Consider the following 22,636-nt stretch of genomic DNA (forward strand, 5'->3'; position numbering starts at 1 on the left):
GTGCCGACTAAAGCGGCCGACCAGTGTGCTGCGATGGTGCCGATGATCAGCTCCTTTCTCCCTGTGTTATCGCGCTACGCGCACTTCCGGCGGAACGAGGGATCATCGACACCTAAGGCGATGCTCCTGCGGAACGAGACGAATGCTCGCCTGGCGTTTCGGCGCGCTTAGCATCGAGTCCATGCGCCAGTTACGACGGATCCGTGTTTTGCGGTTGATGCTTCAATGGACTCCAAAGAGCAGATTCATGCACGCAAAGGTCTTGACCTGTATCAGACGGAGCTCGCCAAGGTCGCCCTATATTGCGCGGCGACCTGCTGCACCAGGTCGGCGGCACCCATAATCGAGAGCACGCCTGAAACGGCGTGACCAGCACTCAAGATATCGATCCACCGCCGCGGTCCTTCGCCAGAATTGCCACCAAATCTTTCTTTGGCTTGTGCTTCGGACACGGTTTCGTCGAGGGTCGACGGATCAAGGCCGGACGCGACGATTGATGGCCTTAGCATGTTGACTTGAAGCCCCGTGAAAGCCCTGGTCAGCATTACGTCGTCAAGCGTGCTATCTATCAGCATGCGTCGATAGGCACTGCTCGCCATGCTCTCAAGTGTCGCAATGAAGCTGGTTCCCATGTAGGCGAGATCACACCCGAGCAAACGTGCAGCAGCGAGGGAAACGCCGTCAGTGATGCCGCCGGCGAGTACGATTGGACCATCGAACATGGCGCGAACTGCCCGAACGAAAGCAAATGGGTTAGCCCAGCCAGTATGGCCACCAGCTCCCGCGGTAAGCAGGATCAAGCCATCCGCACCGGCTTTCACGGCGTTTTCCGCGTGGTGCAGCGATGCGACGTCGGTGAACACAAGGCAGCCAATTTCGTGCAGCGGTCCGATCGCAGCAGTCGGCGATCCCATGCTGGTTATCACAATTTCCACCTTGTGGCGTATGAGACAGGCGAGGTCATCTTTCATCCGCGCCTGACGCATTAGAAGGTTTGGGCAGTGCGGCGCGGTCACTCGGTCCCCCTTCGCGAGATCATGCTCAATGCAGGTTAGCCAATGATCGAGCTCCTCGACCGATCGCGCATTGATGGTCGGAAATGCGCCAATCGCTCCCGACCGGCAGACAGTAGTCACAAGTTCTACCCCAGAGACAGAGAACATGGGCGCAACGATCAGCGGTAGGCCAAGCCGAGATGCGATTGCAGCCGGCAATCTGCTTCCATGGGATCGTGCAATCATACTCGCTTCTAGGATCATGTTGTCTCTAGCTATTGCGTTTGCCGGACGAGGTTCCACGGACGGACGTCATAACGTTCGAAGCTTAGGCCTGCCTGAGCGAGGAGAGGCCGTCGTGCGCCTACCCTGATCGAGACAAGATCAGGGTCGTTCGAGCAAACAGGCGAGCGAAGGAGGGCGCTCGATCAGGGGAGCTAGCGAGGGCTGATAGTGCTTATGATGCATCGCGAACACCCGTAGCTCCTTGTCATCAGGCTGAAGGCTGACGTTCTCAGGTAATTCGTGACATGCGGATGCTGCTGGATCAACTGCCAAAGCAGATAGTATTGTCCGGAAGACGAGCTCCACTCTATCCCCGGATCTGCGCGATGGAGGCGCCGGAACACCTGCACAGCGCCCAAACGTCGCAAGAATTGCTCGCTCGTGGCGCTGACGGCCTGCCGCGCGACTACACGATCAGCGCATACTCGGCTGGGAACGCAAGCGCGGCGACATTGGAGCCCCCCTCTGCACTGACTAGAGTTAGTGGCGAGGCGATCTCGCAAGGCGTTTAGGATATCAGCGATCTCGCGAGATGTCTCCGATAGCCTCTGGATTGGCCATTTTCGTAGAGTGCGTAGTTGAACGTATGCTTCGGCTCGCGAACGAGACACAAAATGTTCCATTGTGCTGGCGGGACGACCAGTTTCCAAATCCGTTGCCAAGAAGACCGTCGGTCCGGTCGAATGCTAGGACGATATTCGTCAAGCGTCAGAATCATTAGACCTTGAGAGGTACCGTCATTGTTTGCGAATTCCGCACCACCTCGCGCAGTGCGGCCTTGACCCGGCCCTTTATTTTGTCGCGCAATTGCGGGCCCAACTCCCGATGGATGGCGGCGTCCGGCCCGGCGGGCAGAACGCAGACGCGCGGATAGCCGTAGCCAGCGCGGGCATGACGGATCTCCTTGAACTGATGTTCGAGGGCAGCGTGGCCGGCGCGACGGGGTTTGTAACGGTAGGTCGATCCGTCAAACGTGAGTGCCGCGCGGGTGTGGCGGATCGAGACCTGCCACTCGTTGCTGCTTCGACGACCAGCTTGCGCTTGCGGCCGGGCGTCATGCTATTTGCGGATCGCATCCTGCGGCATCCCTCGTTGAGCGACAGAGTTGCCACCAGCTTCGCCAGCTTGACGTTGTCGCCCTCGAGCAGCAGCCGCATCTCGGTTGGTAGCAGCCTGTCGTGCTTCTTCTTCCAATTAAAGTAGTCAGTCCGACTAATGCCGGCCTTGCGGCAGATCTTGGCTGCGGCGACCAGTCACGGCTCTGCTTGAGAATGAATGCCTTCTGGGCGTCGGGAATTCGAGGCCGTCAGTGTTCTTCCCCCTCCTCAGGGGGAGCCGGTGCTGGAACCCTCGCGAAAATGCCCCGTCTGCCGGCCTCAGATCGTTCTCTCCGGGCCCCGTTCGGAAATTGGGGCCTCTTGAAGGTGTTGCTGGCGATCTCACCAGAGTAGGTAGTGTCGCGATGTCCTATTGATGCGTACGGTCAGCTAGCAACTCGCCACCTGCTGTGATGCAGCTAATCTGAGGGTATCCAGCAGAGGCCGCAACATGCGGGGCGTTAATTGATGAGATCTGCGTCCCCAAGCGTTCTCTGCTGCGCATGCGCCAGGCGCACGCAAGCAAGTTCGTTACTGTGGACCCGCGGACAAAAGCAGTACCGAACCAATATCGAGAGTAGAGGAAACTCTCTGCGGCAGTTTGGCATGAGGGGCTAATCCAGTTTGATTGACGTTTTGATCGCGTGATGCGCAAATTGGTCGATAGTCCCCTTCGCATCCCCGAAGCCGAACGTCAGGGCTCAGGCGTTGTGGCATCGCTATGACTGGTGTCTGCCTACTCAGCACAACTTCAAGAAGACTATGAGGATGTCGTGAACCACAAGAAAGCAGAGTCCAATACGGCGGTTGGATTTTCGCGCGCTGGGAGGCGTTCCGACGAAAGCTTTTCCCGGGGACAAAGAGTGTTCCCCGACGGCACCTCGCGAGTTACGATTGAGCGAGATCCAACTCCGCTTTATATCGAGCGTTGGCCTGGGCAGCTATGTGCTCGATTTCGATGGCCGCCGGTTTCTGGACCTCAATCGCAACTTCACGACGTTGATCCATGGACATGCCTTCGCCCCCGTGGTGGAAGCGCTAGTTAATCAAATTCAGCGCGGCAGCTGCTTCGCAAATCCGACGGAGATCGAGATCGAACTCGCAGAACTACTCTGTGAACGCATTCCGAGGGTTGACCGCGTTCGCTTCGTGAATACCGGGACTGAGGCCGTACTATTTGCGGTCAAAGCTGCGCGGGCCTTCACCGGACGTTCGAAGATTGCCAAGATCGAGGGTGCATATCATGGTGCCTATGACTGGGTCGAAGTCAGTCAAGCGGCGACACCGGAGAACTGGGGTGACGTCATCCAGCCCAACTCGACGCCCTTCTATCGCGGGATGCCTGCAAGTGTTCTCGATGAGGTGATTGTTCTCCGCTTTAACGATGTTGAAGGCGCACATCGATTGATATAGTCGAATGCGTCTGAGCTTGCCGCCGTCATTCTGGATCCGATGCCGAGCCGCGCGGGGTTCATTGCGCCAAAGCCCGAATTCGTAGCTGCTGTGCAGGAATCGGCCCGCAAAAACGGGATTCTTGTGATTGCTGATGAGGTCCTCAATCTTAGGCAGAGCTTTCAGGGGGCTTCCGCACGTTACGGCCTTGTCCCAGACATCATCGCGATGGGCAAGATCATCGGCGGAGGTCTGCCGATTGGAGCAATCGGCGGTCGCGAGGACGTGATGAAGGTATTCGATGCACATCGGGTCGACCACTGCTTCCGCAAGGAGGTACGTTTTCTGCCAATCCACTATCCATGACAGCGGGGCTAGCCGCAATGCATCATCTGGACCATGGGTCTTTTGCTCATCTGGAGATCCTCGGGGACATCGTGCGAACAGGAATCGGTCGGGCAATCTCGAAACTGGGCGCGCCGCTCTGTGTCACTGGAGCCGCCTCACTCTTCCGCATTCATCCGGGGGCAGAAGCTCCGAGTGAATATCGCGAGATCTGTCCCACGCCCGCCGGAGAAACTCTAATGAAGGAGCTAACACGCTTCTTTGCGGAGAACGGCGTCATCCTCCCTTATGGTGCTGCTGCATCGATTTCATCACCTATGACGCGCGCCGACGCGGAGTTCATCGTCGATGTGTTCGCAGGCTTTCTCGAGAGCCGTCAAGACATGCGGGGCGCAATGAGGGTAGGCAGATGAATGGGCTATGTCGGCAGCGCATTTTGGTTTAAGCCTTTAAGAGGATCTTTCGCCTATAGTCTACCGTCCTCGACGATCCCGGTTGGTGAGGGCCGGCGATAATCAGCTGGGATAGTCGGGTGGTAATCGCTCGTCCACACGCCGCTGCTCCCTTGCACGAGTTGAGCGACCGACAGGACCCCTGTCACAGTGCGCTTGGCAGTTTCGTGGTCCGAGTAAGCATCACACCTGCGTGCGCGCAACCTTTTCGACTTTGTTGGCTACACGAGTGTTGCCGTCGTGCCTTGAGTGAGCTCGGCAATCGGAGCCACAGCTTGGCCTAAGGAGCGATAGGTCGCAGCCTTGCACCTTAAAGAACGCTGTTCAGCAGTCCGTTCAGGCCATATACATGGGCGGACCTACGCGCCGACCAAAATCTGACTTATTCTCGTCCTCTAGGCGCAAGATCGCCGTCATGTTTCGCTCCTTGTGATGGCCAAGGCCAGCCTTTATGCATTCTTAAAGGGGATGCGATCTGGCGGTCTGCTGTCGTGGCCTGCAGCAAAGCCAAGTACCTTACTCAATAGGGCTGATCTATTCATCCATGCTCCTCGGGCGGGCCGTGGAGAATAATAAGTTCGATCTCGCGAGATACCTCGAATATAGCTTCTGGATGTAGGCCATTCTCGCAAAGTGCATATTTGAGCGCTTGCGCACGGCTCGCGAACAAGCCACCGAAATTGCCGTTCTGTTCACGGACGACCCAGTTTCCAAAACGATTCTTGCCAACAAGGACGATCGGTTCGGTGGAGTTTCCAGAAGGATATTCGATAAGTGTCATAACCATAGACCATGAGTTTGTAGAACCTGGGGATAATTCTGCTCGTTGCATAGCGTGAGCTGACCAGTCAAAGCGTGTTGTGTTGGCGAGAGAGCATCGCCGTTTTAGGCTGCGAGAGACAGCTGGAAAGGCTTGCTCGCCTACCTTTGAATTGCCAGTTAGACTCGAGCAGCACGACGCTTTTGGCCTGTTTCGTTTCATATATGCACCGTTTTCTTGCACCCATGAGGCGCGGACGACTACCACCCTGAACGTTCGCCGCCGTAATGCGGCGAAGCGCAAAATCTCCCAGCGGTCGGGATTGTCAGCCAAACTTCATCGGTGCTAGGCACGACTAGCACGGGTTCATCGAGGCACGGGTACGTGGAATATGGGGGTGTTGGTGGAGTATCAGGATTATCTGCCGAACTTGGCATCTGCAGCTCCGTCCTTGGATTGCGCTTCAGGATTCGCAGATCCGTATCACGTCTAGAGGACCGCCGCGATTTCAGCCATCTCGCATGGTCGTTGCAGATCGCGGCAACCAAATGCGATGTTTCATTTCGCGAACCATTCGTCGTTCCGGATGACAGAATCTACAGCAAACACCAGGCTTGTCGCGCTATCAATTCTGGGGAAGGCAGATCGCTTCGCCGTCGCTTGAACGAGGAAGTGTACCTACCCCATTGAGACGTCTTTTCTGCTTTTCACCAGAAGATCCGAGAGAAAGAGGCGACTAGGATAAAAAACGCGCGCGAATACATGAGGATCTCGGACGCTTGCCTATGCGCGCTCATCGCTGGCAAAGGCGAGACCACCTTCGTGCTGAGCTCGTCGTTGCGCGCCAAGGCCGTAATCTCATCGCTTCGACAAACCTGCTTAGAAACGTTCGAAATGTGTTCGAGCGCAGCTTCTGTGGGCTCAAGGACTTCCGCCGCATCGCCACCAAACACGCAAGCTCTTTGGGAACTTCTTGGCCACTGTATCGGCTCAATTGAGGCGGGACATTAAGAGTTTAGGCAGGCGGCAGAAGTGGACCGTAATGAGAAAGATCGTAGCGCCCCATTCTCGGCCAATTGATGCGGCAGGTGGACCGTAACCACGGCTTATTCCTGGGTTAGATGTCAGGAATGCACTTTCAGCTAAGCCCTCAAATGCTAGCGACGTGTCGGCTCTGGTCCAGGCGTATACGATTAGCGTTCCTGGCCTTTCATTGAAGTGAGTGCAGAATCGGGTGCGCCAAGAAACGGACTGTGGGGACGCGCAAGATGCCTCTGCGGCCGGCTCGTCGGCAGAGGCGCCGGCCTTTCAGAGGCAGCTGAGCGACGTCGCTCGCCCATCCACTTCCGTGCTCATGCAGGTCCGTGCCCAAGCGGATGCATGGCAATCTGAGGCGCGGTCCGTCATGCGGGCGAGCGCGCACCCGTATCTGCCGGCTCCGGACGGTGAAGGAACAATGCTGAACGCTTCGGCACTCATGGAGCCGAGCCGTGTCTTGGATCGCGCCGTACGGCATAGCGCTTCGCATGACTGGCCAGAGGTCCTGCCTGTGGAAGATCAGCATCGGTTTCAGGTGATCATGAACGAACCCCTCCCGGCATCACCTCTGGAATTAACCGGAGAGGATGAGGCGATGCCGGGCAACTCAGCGCAGCAGAAGAGCCAGCCAATTGGGGTATTGGTAGGTCGCAGCGAGAAGCCCCTTTATGCCGAAGATGCACTCCTTATTCCCCGGCTTAAGCAGGCGCTCATCGAAGGAGGAGCCGCCGAGAGCACCGCCACGAGCAACGTCGGTCATCTGCGCAGCTTCGCCCGCTGGCTCTTTGCAAACAGAAAGCCCAGCATTGCTGATCGGCTTCATAGCGATTCAATGGATGAAGACGTCGATGAGTTCATAGCAAAAGGTGGAACGACGAACGTCCGTTGGGCATTAGCTCATCTGCGGACCTCTCAGTCGATGAGGTATCGCGCCGATCGCTGGCCGCCCTGACCTGACTCCCTATCCAGAGGACGCGAGTCTCATCAAAGAGTACAAACAACAAGCAGTGACGGCCGGAACTTTAGGTACCGCCAGCACCTATGCCACTCTTCTCGCGGATTTCAGCCACTACCTTCGTACAAACAACCAGCCGGGCATTGCGGCGCGGATTCACGACGAGACATGGAATATGGAAGAAGCGCTGAATGAAGAGATCAATCGCTTCAAGGACGCCGGTGGTCATAGAAGTATCGGCGCGGCACTTGAACATCTCCGCGATGGAGCGAGAAAACGCAATGCTCCGCCTTTATATTCCGAAGACGCACAGATGATTTCTACACTTCAAGACGCGCTTGTTGGGGCAGAGTACAAGGAGATCACCGCTATGGTGAATTATGTTCGTCCTCTTCGCAGATACAGCCAGTGGCTCTTTGCAAACAACAAACCGTGCATCGCTGCTCGGCTTAACGACGCGTCGTTGGCCAGCGATGCTGCGGTGTTTGATATAAGTAAAAGGCGGCTCGTTCTTTGCGCACTAGTACCCACTTTTCTTGGATCGTGAGTCGTGATTCAAGATATGGATGATACCCGAAGCAAGAGAAGTCCACCTTTCGAGGAAAGATCGCAAGGTGCTTGAGGCGAGCTGTCGCTCACCGATGACGTTGCAGCGCGATTTGAAGCGGGCGCGGATAGTTCTGTTGGCGGCGGATGGGCGCAGCACCCGGTCGATCGCCTTGGGGTCCAGCCGCGGATTGTCAGCCTTTGGCGGCATCGCTATGCCGACCAAGGCCTTGAAGGGCTGCAAGACAAGGCGCGACCGGGCAAGCAGCCGATTTATACGAAGGCCACTGACAAGCGGATTCTGAAGCTGCTGGACAAGCTGCCGCCGAAAGGGTTCGCACGCTGGACCGGGCCCCTACTGGCCGGGGCGCTGGGCGATGTTGACGTCCAATATGTCTGGCGGTTCCTGCGCAGCCACAAGATTGACCTCGCGGCTCGCAAGTCCTGGTGTAAGAGCAACGACCCGAACTTTACGGCCAAAGCCGCGGATGTCGTCGGCCTCTATGTCGCCCCGCCCGCGAAGGCCATTGTGCTGTGCGTGGACGAGAAGCCCTCGATCCAGGCTCTGGAGCGAGCGCAGGGTTATCTGAAGTTGCCCAATGGCCGCGCCTTGACCGGCCAGAGCCACGATTAAAAGCGGCATGGCACGACAACGCTGTTTGCAGCGCTCGAAGTCGCCACCGGAGAGATCATCGCAACGCACTCTAAACGGCGTCGCCGCGTCGAGTTTCTTGATTTCATGAAAAGCATCACCGCGGCTTTTCCGGACCGGAAGCTTCACGTCATCCTCGACAACCTCAACACCCACAAGAAGAACGAGCATTGGCTCAAGGCCCACCCCAACGTGCAATTTCATTTCACGCCGACAAGTGCGTCCTGGCTCAATCAGGTCGAGGTGTGGTTTTCGATCTTGCAGGGGCAGTCGCTCAGCGGCACCTCCTTCACAAGCCTCAAGCAGCTGCAGGATCACATCGATGCCTACGTCAACGCATACAACGACAGAGCCGAGCCCTTCGTCTGGACCAGGAAAAAGGTCCGTCAGCGCCGTTTCAAAGGCCGCCGTATCACTCCGCTCTGATTCCGGGTACTAGGCGCCCATGCGATGCGAATCCCTGCGCGCAGGGTCCAATCTTCAGTTCGCTCTGGCTGCTGGAGTCCCTAGTCAGGCGGGCCAGCGTCCGCGTCCGACCTGGGCCTGCCGCAGTGAGGAGAACAGGTCTCGATCAAAGGTTTTGCGAGGGCTTTGCGCCGGGCGCGATGTGATGCCAGGAGACACCACTCCGATCCGCCGATGTCAGAATGGCATGGCTGTATTTCGGTGCCATTTTCGCTGACTGTCCTTGGTCTGCCGCCCTCGCGCCCACTCGCTGAGAGCGAGTGTCAGCGGCCATTACCGGCAGGCATTCACGGGTGCAGTCGTCAACAACGGTCTGGTTATGGAATCGGCGTCCGTCTGTAAGCTGATCCGAGACGGCCGGCAAGGGGTGCGGATTCCGCTCGATGTCGCCCATGATTCCGAGATGATCTCGCCCACCATTCCGATTTGAAGTCGCCCGCCCGTTCCGAGATGATTTCGCCCACCATTCCGGGATGATGTCGCCCGGGTGACGAGGCCTGTTCTGGCTCCCATAGGGTCACCCCTTTCGGCTTTGCGAAGGGGACCTGGATGCCGACGGAGAGGCTTGCGATGCGCCGTGTGCGCGATGTGATCAGAATGAAGGCGGCCGGGCTGCCGAGCCGCGAGATTGCGCGACGGGTGGGCGCGGCACCCTCGACGGTGCGGCTGGCGCTCCGGCGGTTCGAGGCCGCGGGCTTGAGCTGGCCGTTGCCAGACGACGTCACCGACACGGTTCTGGAACTTCGCCTGTTCGCCAAGACCGGCAATGGCAACCGTCAGGGTCACCGCCGCATCGCCGAGCCCGACTGGGCGACCGTGCACCGCGAGCTCAAACGCAAGCACGTGACGCTGTCGATCCTGTGGGAGGAATATATCGCCACCGAGCCCGGCGGATACCGGTACTCGCGCTTCTGTGAGCTCTACCGCGCCTGGGAGGGCCGTCTGTCGGTGACGATGCGCCAGGCCCATGTGGCTGGCGACAAGCTGTTCGTCGACTATGCCGGCGATGGCGTGCCGGTGGTGGTCGACCGCCTGACCGGTGAGCGCAGAACGGCGCAGATCTTCGTCGCCGTGCTCGACGCATCGAGCTTCACCTACGCGCAGGCGACCTGGACGCAGGGGCTCGCCGACTGGATCAGCGCCCATGTTGGCGCCTTCGCGGCGATCGGCGGCATACCGGCGCTGCTGGTGCCCGACAACACCAAGGTCGCGGTCATCAAGGCGAGCCTGTACGACCCGCAGATCAACCGTACCTATGCGGAGATGGCGGCGCATTACGGCACCGCCATCTTGCCGGCGCGGCCGCGCAAGCCGCGCGACAAAGCCAAGGTCGAGCAGGCCGTCCTCATCGTCGAGCGCTGGCTGCTCGGTCGCCTGCGTCATCGCACCTTCTACAGCCTGGCCGAGGTCAATGCGGCGATCGGCGAACTGCTCACGAGGCTGAATGAGGAACGGCCGATCCGACGGCTCGGCGTGACACGCCGCCGGTTGCTCGAGGAGGTCGACCGGCCGGCGCTCAAGCCATTGCCGGTGTCCCCCTACGTCCTCGCCGAGTGGCGGATCCGCCGCGTCAGTCTCGATTACCACGTCGAGGTGGAGAAGCATTACTACAGCGTTCCGCATCGTTTCGCCCGCGCCGAGGTCGAGGTGCGGTTCACGGCCCGCACCGTCGAGATCTTCCACAAGGGCGAGCGGATCGCCGCGCATCAGCGCATGAGCGGTAATCACAAACACACCACCGTGCCGGAGCACATGGCCTCCAGCCATCGGCGCTACGCCGGCTGGACCATCGCGCGTATCCGCCAGGACGCCGCCGCGATCGGGCCGGCGACCAGCGCGTTGTGCGACCTCATTCTCGACGAGCGCTCGCACCCCGAGCAAGGCTTCCGCACCTGCCTCGGCATCCTCAGGCTCGCCGCCTCCTATGGGCGCGACCGGCTGGACGCCGCGGCTGCGCGGGCGATCGACATCGGCGCGCGCACCTATGGCTCGGTCAAGTCGATCCTCGCCAACAATCTCGATCGGCGTCCTGCTCACCAGCGCTCCGCGGACGATGCGCCGATCCTGCATGCCAACATCCGCGGACCGCGCTACTACAATTAGGAGATCATCCCTTGCTCACCCATCCGACCCTCGACCGCCTCAACGCCCTCGGCCTCCACGGCATGGCCAAGGCCTTCGCCGACATCGAAGCCACCGGTGAGGCCGCAAGCCTCGGTCACGCCGAATGGCTTGCTCTGCTGCTCGAACGTGAAGCCTCGCTGCGGCACGACAAACGGCTCGCCACCCGCCTGCGCTACGCGAAGCTGCGCCAGCAAGCGTGCGTCGAGGACATCGACTACCGCACCCCGCGCGGCCTCGATCGCCCGCTGTTCGCCAAGCTCGTCGAGGGCCGCTGGATCGACGACCATGCCAACCTGCTGATCTGCGGCCCGGCCGGCGTCGGCAAGAGCTGGCTCGCCTCGGCGCTCGGCCACAAGGCCTGCCGCGACAATCGCTCCGTGCTCTATCAGCGCGTCCCGCGCCTGTTCGACGATCTGGCGCTCGCCCGCGGCGACGGTCGACATCCCCGCCTGTTGCGCGGCCTTGGCCGTGTCGATCTGCTGATCCTCGATGATTGGGGGCTCGAGCCGCTCGATGCCAGCGCCCGTCACGACCTCCTGGAAATCCTCGAAGATCGCTACGGTCATCGCTCCACCATCGTCACCAGCCAGCTTCCTGTGGACCAGTGGCATCTGCTCATTGGAGATCCCACCTATGCCGACGCCGTGCTCGATCGCCTCGTCCACAACGCCCATCGGCTCGACCTCACCGGTGAGAGCCTGCGCCGAACTCGGCAATCCGCCCGAAAGACCTGAGCCCGTGGCGCTGTGGACATGCCGCTGCGCTTGGACAACGCAATCGCGTTGCCCACATGCCCACAGCAAAAGCAGACCGAAGAAAACAGGTTCAAGTTGCGATTCCAGATTGACCACGCGGCTTGACCGATGCCAGAAAACCAAGCGGCCAGAATGCCCCGCCACTGGGCGAGATCAAATCGGAAAGGTGGGCGACATCGCCTCGGAATCCACGGGCGACTTCACATCGGTACGCCTGGGCGACTTCGTCGGAATCCGCAAAGGGGAGACGGACCTCGCCTCATCTGGAGTCTCAGGCTGTCGCGGAAGCGGCAAATTTACGGACAGTGTGCGCTCCTCTTCTGGCGGCGATTTCGTTAGCAACGCCTCGCCAATGATAAGAGAAACGATACGACGACTCGTCGGGTTTGTTGGGTTCGCGACAGTGTTTCAGCCTGGTTCGCGGAGTCGAACCCACTAAGAAGTGATCGAAAGGGTTGGCCTGCGCAATCAGCGAACTGGCACGAGTTTTGATGCTTTCCTTGGCGCGGCAGAAGCTGCCGGTTGGCATCGTGCCCCGGGTTAACGTCATCGGCTGCGGGGAGGAGGGTGCCAACCTCGCTCAAATCGCACGCGATCGAATGGTGGGAATCGCCGCGTTCACGACCTGCCGACGGTGAGCGCGAGCAATTGTCGAGCTCAAGAGAAGATGTCGAAAATTGATTCCAGTCGCTCTCTTGTGGCGGCGCGAGCTGGCCTAAAAGTTTGTGCGCGTTCGGGGCCTCTCCTATTTACTTGAGCGTCAGCACCGCAGTCGGCTCTGTCTGTTCGAAGAGTTGCAGGAGATGCCTTATGAATCCGGATATTCATCGCAACGGAGTGTCGTATGCTAGCCCTGCCGCGGGTCAAGTGCTGCGCGATCTTGGCGTCGAACCGATCATTAATTGCACCGGCGTGCGTACCTCCTACAGACCACGGTACATCGAGACCCACCGCGCAGTCGCATGGCCGAGTCAATACAATTGGTGCGATCAAACGGCTGCCAAAGTCCGTCTTGCCCCGTAGCTCGTGTCATTCACCATCGCTGGAATTAATCTGTTCGGGCGAAATCGGAGGCGAACAGAACCTATTGCACCTAATCCGTAGTAGTTGAGGCACTCGGCGATGCGACACCGAACCGAGAAGATCGCGCCCCATCCGGGAGGATGACTGGCTGATTGTTGTAGCACTGGGCGGTGCAGGAATTATCAGCTACGGCACACTTTATTATTGTGTGGTGGCCATTGCAAAGGAGGCTTCCCATGACCTCGTAGTCACAGAGGACTGGTTAATTGGTTGTTTCTCCTTTGCCTTGCTTGCTAGTGCGCTGATGTCCCTGGTTGCCGGTCGCCTCATGGACCGATACGGCGCAGGCAAGACAATGAAGGTCGCCTCATTCGTTAGAGCTGTTAGCCTGGGAATTGCAGCAACTTCTTGGAATGCGGTCGTCTTTGCAATCGCCCTGTTCGGTATGCAACTTGCGTCGGCATTTCTCTTTTATGAGGCGGCTTTCGTATTTTTGGCGCAGCGAGATGCGATCCATGCGAAACGGCAAATGGCTGCCTTGACATTGATCGTCGGTTTCTCGTCGACGCTGTTTTGGCCGTTGACCTCGTTGCTGCTCGCATCGATATGCTGGAGGCAAGTCTGTTGGATCTATGGAGGCTACAATGTTCTCCTCGCGCTACCTTTAATCCAATTGGCTCTTGGAAAGTCGTCCGCAAGGCTTGGAGATCTGAATACCGTCTGTGGCTCGCGAGACCAGTCCTCTTCCAAGCCGATTGGCCTCGTCCTCATAACGGTAGGATTCTCGCTGACGACATTTGCTTTTTCAGCATTGCTTAGCCGGATGATTCCCATCCTTTCGTCGATCGGCTTAGACCCGCAGGAGACAGCGTTAATTTCCGCACTCTTCGGCCCGTCACAGCTCGCAGTACGGTTGTTTGCAGGATGGTTTAGCGTGAGGATTCCCCCATTCAACTCACCCTTCTCATGTGTTATGCTTTCGGCGGCTACAATCGTCATTGTGCTGGCGGCTCACTCTCTCGTTGGAATTGCAATCTTCGTTGCCCTGGTTGGGTTTAGCTCTGGTCTAAACAGCATCTGTCGAGGAAGCTTGCCGCTGTCAGTCTTCGGGCCGGGCGGGTATGGAACACGAGTCGGGTTGATCACGACTTTCCGATTGTCGACGGCCTCGTTTGCGCCGTTCTTCTTCAGCTTCGTCCAAAACAACTATGGGCTTGGGCTTGCCTTGGCTTCACTAGCCGTCTGCGCAGTAGCAAGCACGCTTTCATTCGCATTCGTGGGTATCCGATCAAAGCGGGAACCAGGCCAATGAAAAGTGGGTTGATCGGCCTGACTGCGAGCCCGACGTGAACCGGATCGTCAATAAGTGTTCGCCACCTTAGATCAACGATCGCAAGTGTCTGAGTCTAGGCCATCACGCCGAGCTCGACGTTCGCGCGCATTCTGGAAGCCGTGGTGTGCGCGAGGGGGATCAACTGAGCGGTCCAACTGCAGTGCCAAATGGGAGACGTATCTCGGCTTCGCCGGGCCAGAGCTCAAAATGCAGATGTCGCCCCGCTGAGGAGTTGCACGTTGGGATTATCTGGACGCTAGACTTGGTCATCGCGATCGCGACCGCCATTTGCCGCAGCCCCATTTTGCGTCCTGCCTTGGGCATGCCAACAAGCGCCCGCTGGCGGTCCTTTCGAGGCGATTGAACAGCAGCGGCTATGGGAGAGAACGTCAAGGTAGCCGACCACAGCTCGAGTCCGCCTCGGCCCCACATTTGCATGAAGGCTGCCGTCTTCGCTCGCGGAACCACTAAGCTGACCTACTAGAACCGGTAGTTTGCGGACATTTCGGGCCCCGCCCAATTTAAGTTGCGGCCGCCAACCAGCCGCATGGGCTCAGGTTTCGATCGCTCTCGGCAGAGAGAGCAACATCGAGGTTCGATGATCGCATATTTATCTGACCGCGCAAATGCCGTTACTGCCGTGGGGCTCCTGTGCTGTGGTGCAGCGATGGGGCTCGTGGTGAAAGGACACTATGAGGCGGGAGTCGCGTTCGGTCTCTGGGCGATCATCGCTGATGATGTCGACGGCGAAATTGCCCGGCGCACCAAAGGTCGAACAATGGCTACCAAGGCCATTGGTAAAGCTCTCGATGCTTTCTCTGACCTCTCGTTTGGATCAGTCATCCCGGCGATTGTCATCGCATCTTTTATCGAGTTTCCAGCATCTGCGGTGTTCACAGCGTTCGTGATGCTCATCGGAGCTCTTCGTCTGGCATATTTTGACTATTTCGGATTGGACGAGCGTGGTCGTTCGACCGGTCTACCTCTCTCTTACGCTCTGCCGATGCTGGCCGCGATCTTGCTGGTTGACCACACTATCGCGCCGCTTGAGTTGGGTGTGGTTCTTCCAGCATTCTTTGTACCGCTATCTTTGCTCCACATCGCCCCTTTCAAGATCAAAGCCTCTGGCAGTCTTGTGCATGTGATAACCATCGGCGTGGCGGCCACTGCGTCCGCCGGATTATTGATGACGAGTAGAGCGTTTCAATAAGCGGGCTTGCAATGTCTCAAGGAATAGAAATGTCCAGCTCAATCAACCGCGTGGTATTTGCCGGCACCAGGGGACTTGCGACCCGCTGTCTTCTGTTCGTCATCGAGACCTGCGGCAAAGACCACATCGCCGGCATTCTCGGCGCTTCCCGGTACGAGAAAACTTGGTGGCGGCACGAAACCAGTGAGGAGCTTTGGGAAGTCGCAGACCGCTTCGGAATACCCTTCTTCGAGTCGATAGATGATGTTCCTCATCTCGGAACGTTTCTCGTAAGCGTCATGTGGAACAAGATTTTCCCGCCCCATATCCTCGCACGGTTCGACGGAGGGGGTGTCAATCTTCATCCGGGCCCACTCCCTGGATATCGCGGCAGTTTTGCGCGGACGCATGCCATACTCAATGGCGAGAAGAGCTTTGGGGTAACTGTCCACTATCTCCCAGAGCGGGTCGATAGGGGCGATATTATCGGCGAATTGCAGTTCCCTGTGCTGCCTTTCGAGACCGCCCTCTCTTTAGACACCAGAGCGCAACTTTATGGATACGCTCTCTTCTGCCAAGTGTGGCTGCGTTTGTTGGACGGATCGACGACCTGTCGCTCACCAGACGAGTTGATCGGTCAAGAAAAGCGCAGGGCTTGCTTCTATCCCATGCGCAAGATGACCGCACTTTTGGATTCGTCAGACGTTCCACGCAGCGCCGAAGAACTCGATCGGCTCTATCGCGCTCTATATCTTCCACCACGCATTGAGCCTCCCAAGTGGCTCGTCGAACGAATCATGACTAATGAGGTTCGGACGCTCCTTCTGGATTCTAGCGCCGGCGGTAAGGCGTGACTTGGCGGGCAGCGCGGCAGCGAGCTCGAAATATGAGACCGCGCTTCTCGAGGGCGTCCGTGACAGCCGAAGTGTGCCTGCGAATTGCCGCTCATCGACTGAATGTGCTCTGGCTCTGGACGTTGTTTTTGTAGTATCCAGCCTACCGAGGGGTGCCGGCGAGCCGACGCCTTCCGCAGAGCCAGCTTAGCGCGCGAAGGAGGCTAGCTGTGTGTGGGATTTGCGGATTTATCGGACGGATTACTGATAAGTCAGTGACCGAGCGGAACCTCGCGCGTTGCGCTCAGACGCTGGCCCATCGGGGGCCCGACGCGAGTGGCAGTTGCGTGACCTCTTCCTTTGCCTTTGCGCATCGAAGGCTCGCGATCATTGATCCGGATCCGAGGTCAAATCAACCGTTTCTCGATGAGGAGCTCGGCCTAGCAGTCACGTACAACGGCGAGATCTACAATTTTCGCGACTTAAGGCGGGACTTGCTCCGACATGGATACCGATTTCGCACAGAGTCAGATACCGAAGTACTTTGCAAAGCATTTTCTTGTTGGGGGATTAATAGCGTCGAACGTCTGCGGGGAATGTTTGCTTTCGCAATCTACGATCAAAAGACGGGGACAGCGTTCCTTGTCAGAGATCGGCTTGGAATTAAGCCGCTATATTACGCTTGCGCGGATAATGGCTTTGTCTTTGCCTCACAGCCGTCAGCCATCCTGCAGTGGCCAGGGGTCAGCTCGAAGCTCGATTCGGTTGGATTATCAACCTTTCTCTCCTACCGTGCCGTCTTCGGCGAGAGGACGTTATTTGCAGATATTCGGAAGCTGCAACCCGGCACTTGGCTGAAGATCACGGCGCAATCGCACGAGCATAGGCGCTGGTGGGATTCTGCCTGCCTCGACGGTGGTGGTGGTGATTGCAGTTCTCTTGAAACGTTGATCGGCAGCGCCGTGGAGGAACATTTGGGGGCCGACACGCCACTGGCTGCGCTGCTTTCCGGAGGACTGGATTCCAGTGTCTTGGCTTTCGAGCTTTCAAGGCAGTCTTCGCAAAAGCCGACATGCTTCACCGGCATCGTATGCGGCGGACTTTACGATGAAAGCCCTTATGCGGTTGAGGTCGCGAAATCTCTCAAGCTAGCCCATGTCTTGGTCCGGCTGCCCGGGGCAACGAGCCTGGATGTCGTTAAACGCCTTACCGCATTACGTGGTCATCCAGTCGGCATGCACAACGAAGCGGCGATGTATTTGCTTGCTCGAGCAGTCAGCCACTCTCACAAGGTTCTCCTTACCGGCGAAGGTGCCGACGAGATATTCCTTGGATATAGCCGGATCTTCAGATTGCCCTTTGACCTTTGTCGACAGGCATTGCTGGCTGCTTTGCCAGATGTCATTGGCCGCCCGGCGCGGCGTCATCTCGGCCTTCCCAAGTTCAAAGCAAGCGAATTCGAGTTCTTTCTCGCCCGGTACACGTACTTTCCCCAAGCCGAGAAGCTGGGGCTGGCGACATCGGCATGGAGAAAGGACATTGTTCACGATGCGGAGCTGATCGACTGGATGAACAATGCCTACCATTCAGGCGGGGTTACCCCGGCCGAGCGCATAAGGCATTTCTTCGTAGGGCATCATCTGCCAGCGCTGCTTGAAATGGTCGACAACACCACGATGGCGGCCGGGGTGGAGGCTCGAGTGCCCTTCACAGACCATCGGATCGTTGCATCGGCTCTGCGCATGTCATTCTCAGAACATCTGCGTTGGAAACATGCCTTCGCCCCATTTCATGCGGCCTTCACGCCGATTGAGAAATTTAGCGAAACGCTCGACGTCTCCAAGGCCGCTCTGCGCAGTCTTTACAGAGATCGTCTGCCCGCAAGTGTGATCACCAGGAAGAAGCTTGGGTTTCCGTTACCTCTTGGTAAGTGGGCGACGGACCCGAGCTCGGCGCCCTTTCGTGACTTGATCTTCAAAGAATCTCCTGCGATCGCCGACTATCTCGACGTTGGTGCTCTCCGGCGATGGTACGCACGCCGCTCTCAAGCGGCGAACGATGCATTCGGAAAACAGCTCTGGTTGATCTGCAATCTAGAAGTCTTCCTTCGTCAACTATCTTCATAGAGGTTTTGTAGGTTTGGAATTGCCGTCGGCCGAAGGCGAACCGGAATTCGGCGTCGCTTGCGAGAAGACCTCGAGCCGATGGACGCGGAGCCCGATAATATTACGCGAGGCTGATACGCGAATGCGCCATCCAGTGCGAACGATGCGTTTTGAGGGAATCTGAATCTACGCTGACTTACGCGAATGCATTGGAAAAGGACGCTCGCCTTTATAGCTGCCTGACGGTTGGCGCCCACCAAAAAGGTTCGCTTCTCGGACGCGTGCAAGAGTGCAGGGCCAGGCCTCATGAAGGTTGGTTTATGCTGCTTTTGATGTCGGTGCATACCGGCCCGCCCGATCGTAGGCCGCTCGAGAGCACCATTCGAGACCGATCTGACTTAGCTACATGTGGGCTTTTCGCACCAACCGAATGCATCAGCGTTCGGAGCCACAAACGGTCAACGTGTCGGCTGTTGGGTAGCATAAATCTTGGGAAGCGGAAGCTCAACATTCGCCATCTTTGGAAGACCCGCAAGGATCACCGCCTTTTCCCGGTTGGGGCCGAACTCCGTCATGCTGGCAAAGCTTGAGTGGTCGACGCGCGTGGCAACACCTCCATCAGCGGGCTCTTTGAGAGGATCATTGAAGAACACGTTATCGACGTCGGTCCCGGTCACCACCACCCAATGAGTGATGGTTTTACCTTCGAACTCAATGCTGATCATCACAATAGGATACCACCCTGCCGCCATCTAATTCGAGAGGTCATCGAGGCTGTAAGTTCCAACATGGACGGGGATGCCGCGCTGGTACGCTTCGGCGAGATCTCGCTCCTGGAGAATGTGCATCACCTCCATCTCGCCGCCTTGTGAAGTGCGAGACTGAAGAAACAGTCCATCATGGCTCACAACAACAAGCGCTGCGAAGCCGCGGCGTTTGAGAGCCAAGGCCAAGCCGACCGGGCCGCAGCCGCCGTGAATGGTCGTTGCCTCTCGCCAGATCTCGAGCTCAGCTGTTTCACTCGGCTGATATCGCTCGTCCAGCGCGGACATGACCATCACCAGGGAAGATGGTCCACAGGTGGACTTCCTCTTTTGCCGATACAGAGGAACATTCCTGACCATTTGATTTGTTGAGCTTTCGAGGTCGGGACGCGACATGAGGTCACCTCAGATGGACTTGAAAGAAGCTGGGCGAGGTCCCGTCTGGCGCAGAGACTCGCTGATCGTCATCAGTGCGATCGCCGTCGCTGCGATGACTAGGCCCGGTGCGAGGGCGATCCACCATGCGGTCTTCAAATAGTCTCTGCCGAATCCCACCATATTGCCTAAGCTCGACATCGGCGGTTGTATCCCCAGTCCTAGAAAGCTCAGGGTGCTTTCCAGTAGAACCGTCTCGGTGAGCCCAAGGGTCATGCCGACCACGACGGTAGGTGCACAGGCTGGGAGAATATGCCTTGCGTAGATATGGACCCGCGAAGCGTTGTAAGTTCGTGCCGCCGTTACATGGAGCCGGTTGCGGGCCGTCAAAGCCAGCCCTCTCGCGATGCGGGCGTGGCGCTCCCAACCGTGCAAGCCCACAAGACAGACAAAAAGTGCCAGCAAATTGCCAAATATCGTGATGACAAGCAGTGCGGTCATCATGAACGGCATGGCAGCCTGCATATCGACGAGTGCCATGAGTCGTCGATCAATCCGCCAGGCTCGGCAGCGAGGAAGCCCAACGAAACGCCCAGCAGGGTACTAATGAAGGTCCCGCCCACCGCAACGAGCATGCTGATCTGGATCGAATATATCAAGCGTGCCAGCACGTCCCGGCCGAGCTCGTCAGTGCCCAACAAATGTTCCAGCGTGCCGCCGAAGAATATTGGTGGCGTAAGCCGTGCATCCAAGGAGATTTGTGCTGGATGATAGGGGGAGATCACCTGGGCCAGTACGGCAATCAATAGACATGCGACGATCCACATTGAGGCACCATACAGTCCTACCTTGGCTGGCTTACGCGGGTCGCGTGGGGCTTTCGGAGAACGAAAGATGTTGCAGGTCCATTCATGCGGCCAGGCGGTGCTCATCTATGTCTCCGAGGATTTGGACCGCGGATCGAGCCAGGTGTAACCGAGATCGACGGCCAGGTTGGTCATGATCATCGCGGTGCCAGCAAGCAGAACAATTGCCTGCACCACTGGAACATCTCTGCTTCCGACGGATGTGACGAAGAGATTTCCAATACCCGGCCATGAAAAGACCGTCTCGACTAGTATCGAACCAATTACCGCTCCGCCGATAAGCAGGCCAAGTATGGTCAGGATCGGAGCCGCCGCATTGGGGAGTACGTGGTGGATCAATATTCGCGAGAACGGAATGCCGCGCGCAAACGCCGCCAACACATAGCGACTGTCCAGCGATTCGCGAACGCCACGCGGGTGTACCGTACAAGGACGGCGGAGCTTGCGGCCGCCATGGTTACTGCCGGCAAAGCCAAGCTGCGCCAGCTCTCCGCGCCGCCGGTCGGCAACCAATTGAGGTGAAGTGCACACACGGCCTACGATGCTCGACGGAAACACTGCGGCAGCTATTCCTCCCGCAATGCCCATGACCGCCGCCAGGGTAAGAGCACAGCAGGTGAGTATCAGCGTCAATGCAAGGTGGCTGAGGACGACACCGAGTGCATCCTGTCGATAGACGTATGAGACGCCTAAGCTTCCTCGGACGACGTTATGGAGATAGGCCAGGTATTGCGCTAGGATGGGGCGATCGAGCCCCAATTCGCCTGAGTATGCGGCGGGCATGTCCGGGGTCGCGTCGGGCCCAAGTAAGACGGTCACCGGATCGCCAGCACAGCGCATAAGAATGAATACGCTCGTCACCATCAGAACGAGCGTGACCAATGCGCGGGCAATTTTGCTCGTAAATACCTTATGGGCGTTGCGCCTCATGCGATTATCACCTCTCTGCCGGCACGTGCCGAGGCTCTGTGGGCTGCGAACAAGGTGTTGAGCGCGTTGCCATTTCGACCCCGAGTTCGGAATTGGGCACCGCCCTGACCAGGGACTTCATGTAATCTGTCTTTAGGTCGAGCAGTACCTGATCGCGTGAACCGCTCTCAACAATGCTTCCGCGCTTCAGGACCGTGATCTCTGAACAGAGATGGCGACGGATCTGATATCATGACTGATGAATAGCAGGGACAGGCTGCGGCTCTCACGCAGATCCGACAGAAGGTTCAGGATCTGGGCTTGAACAGTCATGGAGTGCGGAGACAGGCTCGTCACAAATCAGAACCTCGGGATCGAGAATAAGCGCTCGCGCTATATTGACCCGCTGGGCCTGTCCGCCGCTTATCTGATGCGGTAACTTCCCAAGGATCTCGCCCGATAAGCCGACGGCGGAAATTGCTGCAGCCAGCCGAGCCTGACAAGCGGAAGACCTCATCCTGAAGTTCACAAGCAGAGGCGCGACAATCTGTTTGCCGATCGGGGTGACTGGGTTCAGCCCATCGAGAGGGTTCTGAAAGACAGGTTGCACACGGAGGCGGAACGGAGCCAATCGATTCGGCGTCAGCAGCTCGCCGTCAAAAAGGATCTGACCCGCTTGTGGCGCTATCAGACCAAGCAGAAGCTTCGCGATTGTGCTTTTGCCGCTGCCGGACTCCCCGATCAGTCCATGGGCTTTCCACGCCGGATGCTCATGTTGATCTTGCGCGGCCTCGAGCCGCCAGGGACCTCCGCAGCGGATCGGCGAGAGCCCCGTAACAAAAATCGACATTGCGCAGTTCGAGGATCGGTTCGGGTGATGCTGGCGCTGTACGAACGCGAGCAGGCCCGATTGGCGTGGTCATTTCATGGCTCCAAGTTGTGGCATGCCACCACCTGTTGTGGAGTGCCCTGCAACACGGGCGCTATGTGCCGGCAATATCCAGTGTTCCGGAGCACCGAGATGCAAAATTGCACCCGGCTTGGCGCTGGGTAGGTTCAGGCAGGCTAGCTGAAGAGCTGTGCAGACGCCGGGGATGCCCCTAAAGTGGGGGGACAGCCGAGAATAGCGCGCGCGTATAGGGGTGCAGGGGAGTTCGAGCGGCGAGATCGGCGCGCCCCACTTCGACCAACTGGCCGGTGTAGAGAACGCCGATGCGATCCGACCACTGCAGGGCAACTCCCAGGTCATGGGTGACCTGCCACTGCATTTTCATCCAGCGGCAGTTAGAGTCTCGGGGTTTTTGTGCAGCGAGACCGAACTTTGGACCACCCGGAACTAGAGTTTTGCGCCTCTGATCACGTTGGCGGGCTGGTGGCG

Annotated in this window: 16 protein-coding genes and 5 pseudogenes; 12 read left to right on the forward strand and 9 right to left on the reverse strand. The window is 58.1% G+C overall.

Features of this window, described 5'->3' with window-relative positions; genetic code table 11:
- Nucleotides 1-272 precede the first annotated feature (272 nt).
- Nucleotides 273-1,163: a nitronate monooxygenase gene (locus I6F24_RS34255; protein WP_225130673.1), complete on the reverse strand. Its 891-nt coding sequence runs from the start codon at nucleotides 1,161-1,163 to the stop codon at nucleotides 273-275.
- 1,008 nt (nucleotides 1,164-2,171) lie between these two features.
- Here I6F24_RS34255 and I6F24_RS34260 point away from each other — a divergent pair.
- From I6F24_RS34260 to I6F24_RS37830, 3 genes and pseudogenes are all read left to right on the forward strand, one after another.
- On the forward strand, nucleotides 2,172-2,483 hold the full coding sequence (locus I6F24_RS34260) for a hypothetical protein (protein ID WP_225130676.1): 312 nt from the start codon (nucleotides 2,172-2,174) through the stop codon (nucleotides 2,481-2,483).
- Between the two features lie 839 nt (nucleotides 2,484-3,322).
- Nucleotides 3,323-4,135 (forward strand): annotated as a pseudogene (locus I6F24_RS37825) (aminotransferase class III-fold pyridoxal phosphate-dependent enzyme).
- 17 nt (nucleotides 4,136-4,152) lie between these two features.
- Nucleotides 4,153-4,527, forward strand: coding sequence for a hypothetical protein (locus tag I6F24_RS37830; protein ID WP_306469174.1), 375 nt, complete (start codon nucleotides 4,153-4,155; stop codon nucleotides 4,525-4,527).
- 577 nt (nucleotides 4,528-5,104) lie between these two features.
- Here I6F24_RS37830 and I6F24_RS34270 read toward each other — a convergent pair.
- The gene (locus I6F24_RS34270) at nucleotides 5,105-5,347 is read right to left on the reverse strand and encodes a hypothetical protein (protein ID WP_225130678.1); all 243 of its coding nucleotides are present in this window, start codon (nucleotides 5,345-5,347) and stop codon (nucleotides 5,105-5,107) included.
- 1,435 nt (nucleotides 5,348-6,782) lie between these two features.
- Between I6F24_RS34270 and I6F24_RS34275 the strand changes: the two genes are divergently transcribed.
- The 3 genes and pseudogenes from I6F24_RS34275 to I6F24_RS34285 all read left to right on the forward strand — a co-directional run bounded on the left by I6F24_RS34275 (nucleotide 6,783) and on the right by I6F24_RS34285 (nucleotide 8,943).
- Nucleotides 6,783-7,316 (forward strand): hypothetical protein, encoded by a 534-nt coding sequence (locus I6F24_RS34275; RefSeq protein WP_225130687.1) that lies wholly within the window; start codon nucleotides 6,783-6,785, stop codon nucleotides 7,314-7,316.
- Nucleotides 7,317-7,371: 55 nt separating this feature from the next.
- Nucleotides 7,372-7,866, forward strand: coding sequence for a hypothetical protein (locus tag I6F24_RS34280; protein ID WP_225130689.1), 495 nt, complete (start codon nucleotides 7,372-7,374; stop codon nucleotides 7,864-7,866).
- Between the two features lie 19 nt (nucleotides 7,867-7,885).
- Nucleotides 7,886-8,943 (forward strand): annotated as a pseudogene (locus I6F24_RS34285) (IS630 family transposase).
- Between the two features lie 151 nt (nucleotides 8,944-9,094).
- Here I6F24_RS34285 and I6F24_RS34290 read toward each other — a convergent pair.
- A pseudogene (locus tag I6F24_RS34290) lies at nucleotides 9,095-9,337 on the reverse strand (IS3 family transposase); the annotation flags it as partial.
- Between the two features lie 215 nt (nucleotides 9,338-9,552).
- Between I6F24_RS34290 and istA the strand changes: the two are divergent.
- From istA to asnB, 6 genes are all read left to right on the forward strand, one after another.
- Nucleotides 9,553-11,085 (forward strand): IS21 family transposase, encoded by a 1,533-nt coding sequence (gene istA, locus I6F24_RS34295; protein WP_225130726.1) that lies wholly within the window; start codon nucleotides 9,553-9,555, stop codon nucleotides 11,083-11,085.
- Between the two features lie 11 nt (nucleotides 11,086-11,096).
- Nucleotides 11,097-11,840 carry an IS21-like element helper ATPase IstB gene (gene istB / locus I6F24_RS34300; protein ID WP_225130691.1) on the forward strand — a complete coding sequence of 248 codons (744 nt, stop codon included), beginning with the start codon at nucleotides 11,097-11,099 and terminating at the stop codon, nucleotides 11,838-11,840.
- A gap of 1,255 nt (nucleotides 11,841-13,095) precedes the next feature.
- Nucleotides 13,096-14,196 carry an MFS transporter gene (locus I6F24_RS34305; RefSeq protein WP_225130693.1) on the forward strand — a complete coding sequence of 367 codons (1,101 nt, stop codon included), beginning with the start codon at nucleotides 13,096-13,098 and terminating at the stop codon, nucleotides 14,194-14,196.
- Nucleotides 14,197-14,815: 619 nt separating this feature from the next.
- The gene (locus I6F24_RS34310) at nucleotides 14,816-15,427 is read left to right on the forward strand and encodes a CDP-alcohol phosphatidyltransferase family protein (RefSeq protein WP_225130703.1); all 612 of its coding nucleotides are present in this window, start codon (nucleotides 14,816-14,818) and stop codon (nucleotides 15,425-15,427) included.
- A 29-nt stretch (nucleotides 15,428-15,456) separates the two neighbouring features.
- On the forward strand, nucleotides 15,457-16,260 hold the full coding sequence (locus tag I6F24_RS34315) for a formyltransferase family protein (RefSeq protein WP_225152504.1): 804 nt from the start codon (nucleotides 15,457-15,459) through the stop codon (nucleotides 16,258-16,260).
- Between the two features lie 209 nt (nucleotides 16,261-16,469).
- A complete protein-coding gene (gene asnB / locus I6F24_RS34320) occupies nucleotides 16,470-18,365 on the forward strand; it encodes an asparagine synthase (glutamine-hydrolyzing) (protein ID WP_225130707.1) in 1,896 nt (631 codons plus the stop codon).
- A gap of 437 nt (nucleotides 18,366-18,802) precedes the next feature.
- On the opposite strand, the pseudogene I6F24_RS34325 reads toward asnB, so the two are convergent.
- From I6F24_RS34325 to I6F24_RS37715, 6 genes and pseudogenes are all read right to left on the reverse strand, one after another.
- A pseudogene (locus tag I6F24_RS34325) lies at nucleotides 18,803-19,504 on the reverse strand (peptidase C39 family protein).
- A 9-nt stretch (nucleotides 19,505-19,513) separates the two neighbouring features.
- Nucleotides 19,514-20,023 (reverse strand): ABC transporter permease, encoded by a 510-nt coding sequence (locus I6F24_RS34330; RefSeq protein ID WP_249786621.1) that lies wholly within the window; start codon nucleotides 20,021-20,023, stop codon nucleotides 19,514-19,516.
- Nucleotides 19,984-20,415 (reverse strand): hypothetical protein, encoded by a 432-nt coding sequence (locus I6F24_RS34335; protein WP_225130709.1) that lies wholly within the window; start codon nucleotides 20,413-20,415, stop codon nucleotides 19,984-19,986. The genes I6F24_RS34330 and I6F24_RS34335 overlap by 40 nt, the downstream gene beginning before the upstream one ends.
- Nucleotides 20,416-21,279, reverse strand: coding sequence for an ABC transporter permease (locus tag I6F24_RS34340; RefSeq protein WP_225130719.1), 864 nt, complete (start codon nucleotides 21,277-21,279; stop codon nucleotides 20,416-20,418).
- A gap of 265 nt (nucleotides 21,280-21,544) precedes the next feature.
- Nucleotides 21,545-22,108 (reverse strand): ATP-binding cassette domain-containing protein, encoded by a 564-nt coding sequence (locus I6F24_RS34345; protein WP_225130720.1) that lies wholly within the window; start codon nucleotides 22,106-22,108, stop codon nucleotides 21,545-21,547.
- Between the two features lie 250 nt (nucleotides 22,109-22,358).
- Nucleotides 22,359-22,636, reverse strand: a pseudogene (locus tag I6F24_RS37715) (ABC transporter ATP-binding protein); the annotation flags it as partial.

Origin of the sequence: Bradyrhizobium sp. BRP23 (assembly GCF_020194135.1) — a bacterium.
GTDB lineage: Bacteria > Pseudomonadota > Alphaproteobacteria > Rhizobiales > Xanthobacteraceae > Bradyrhizobium > Bradyrhizobium yuanmingense.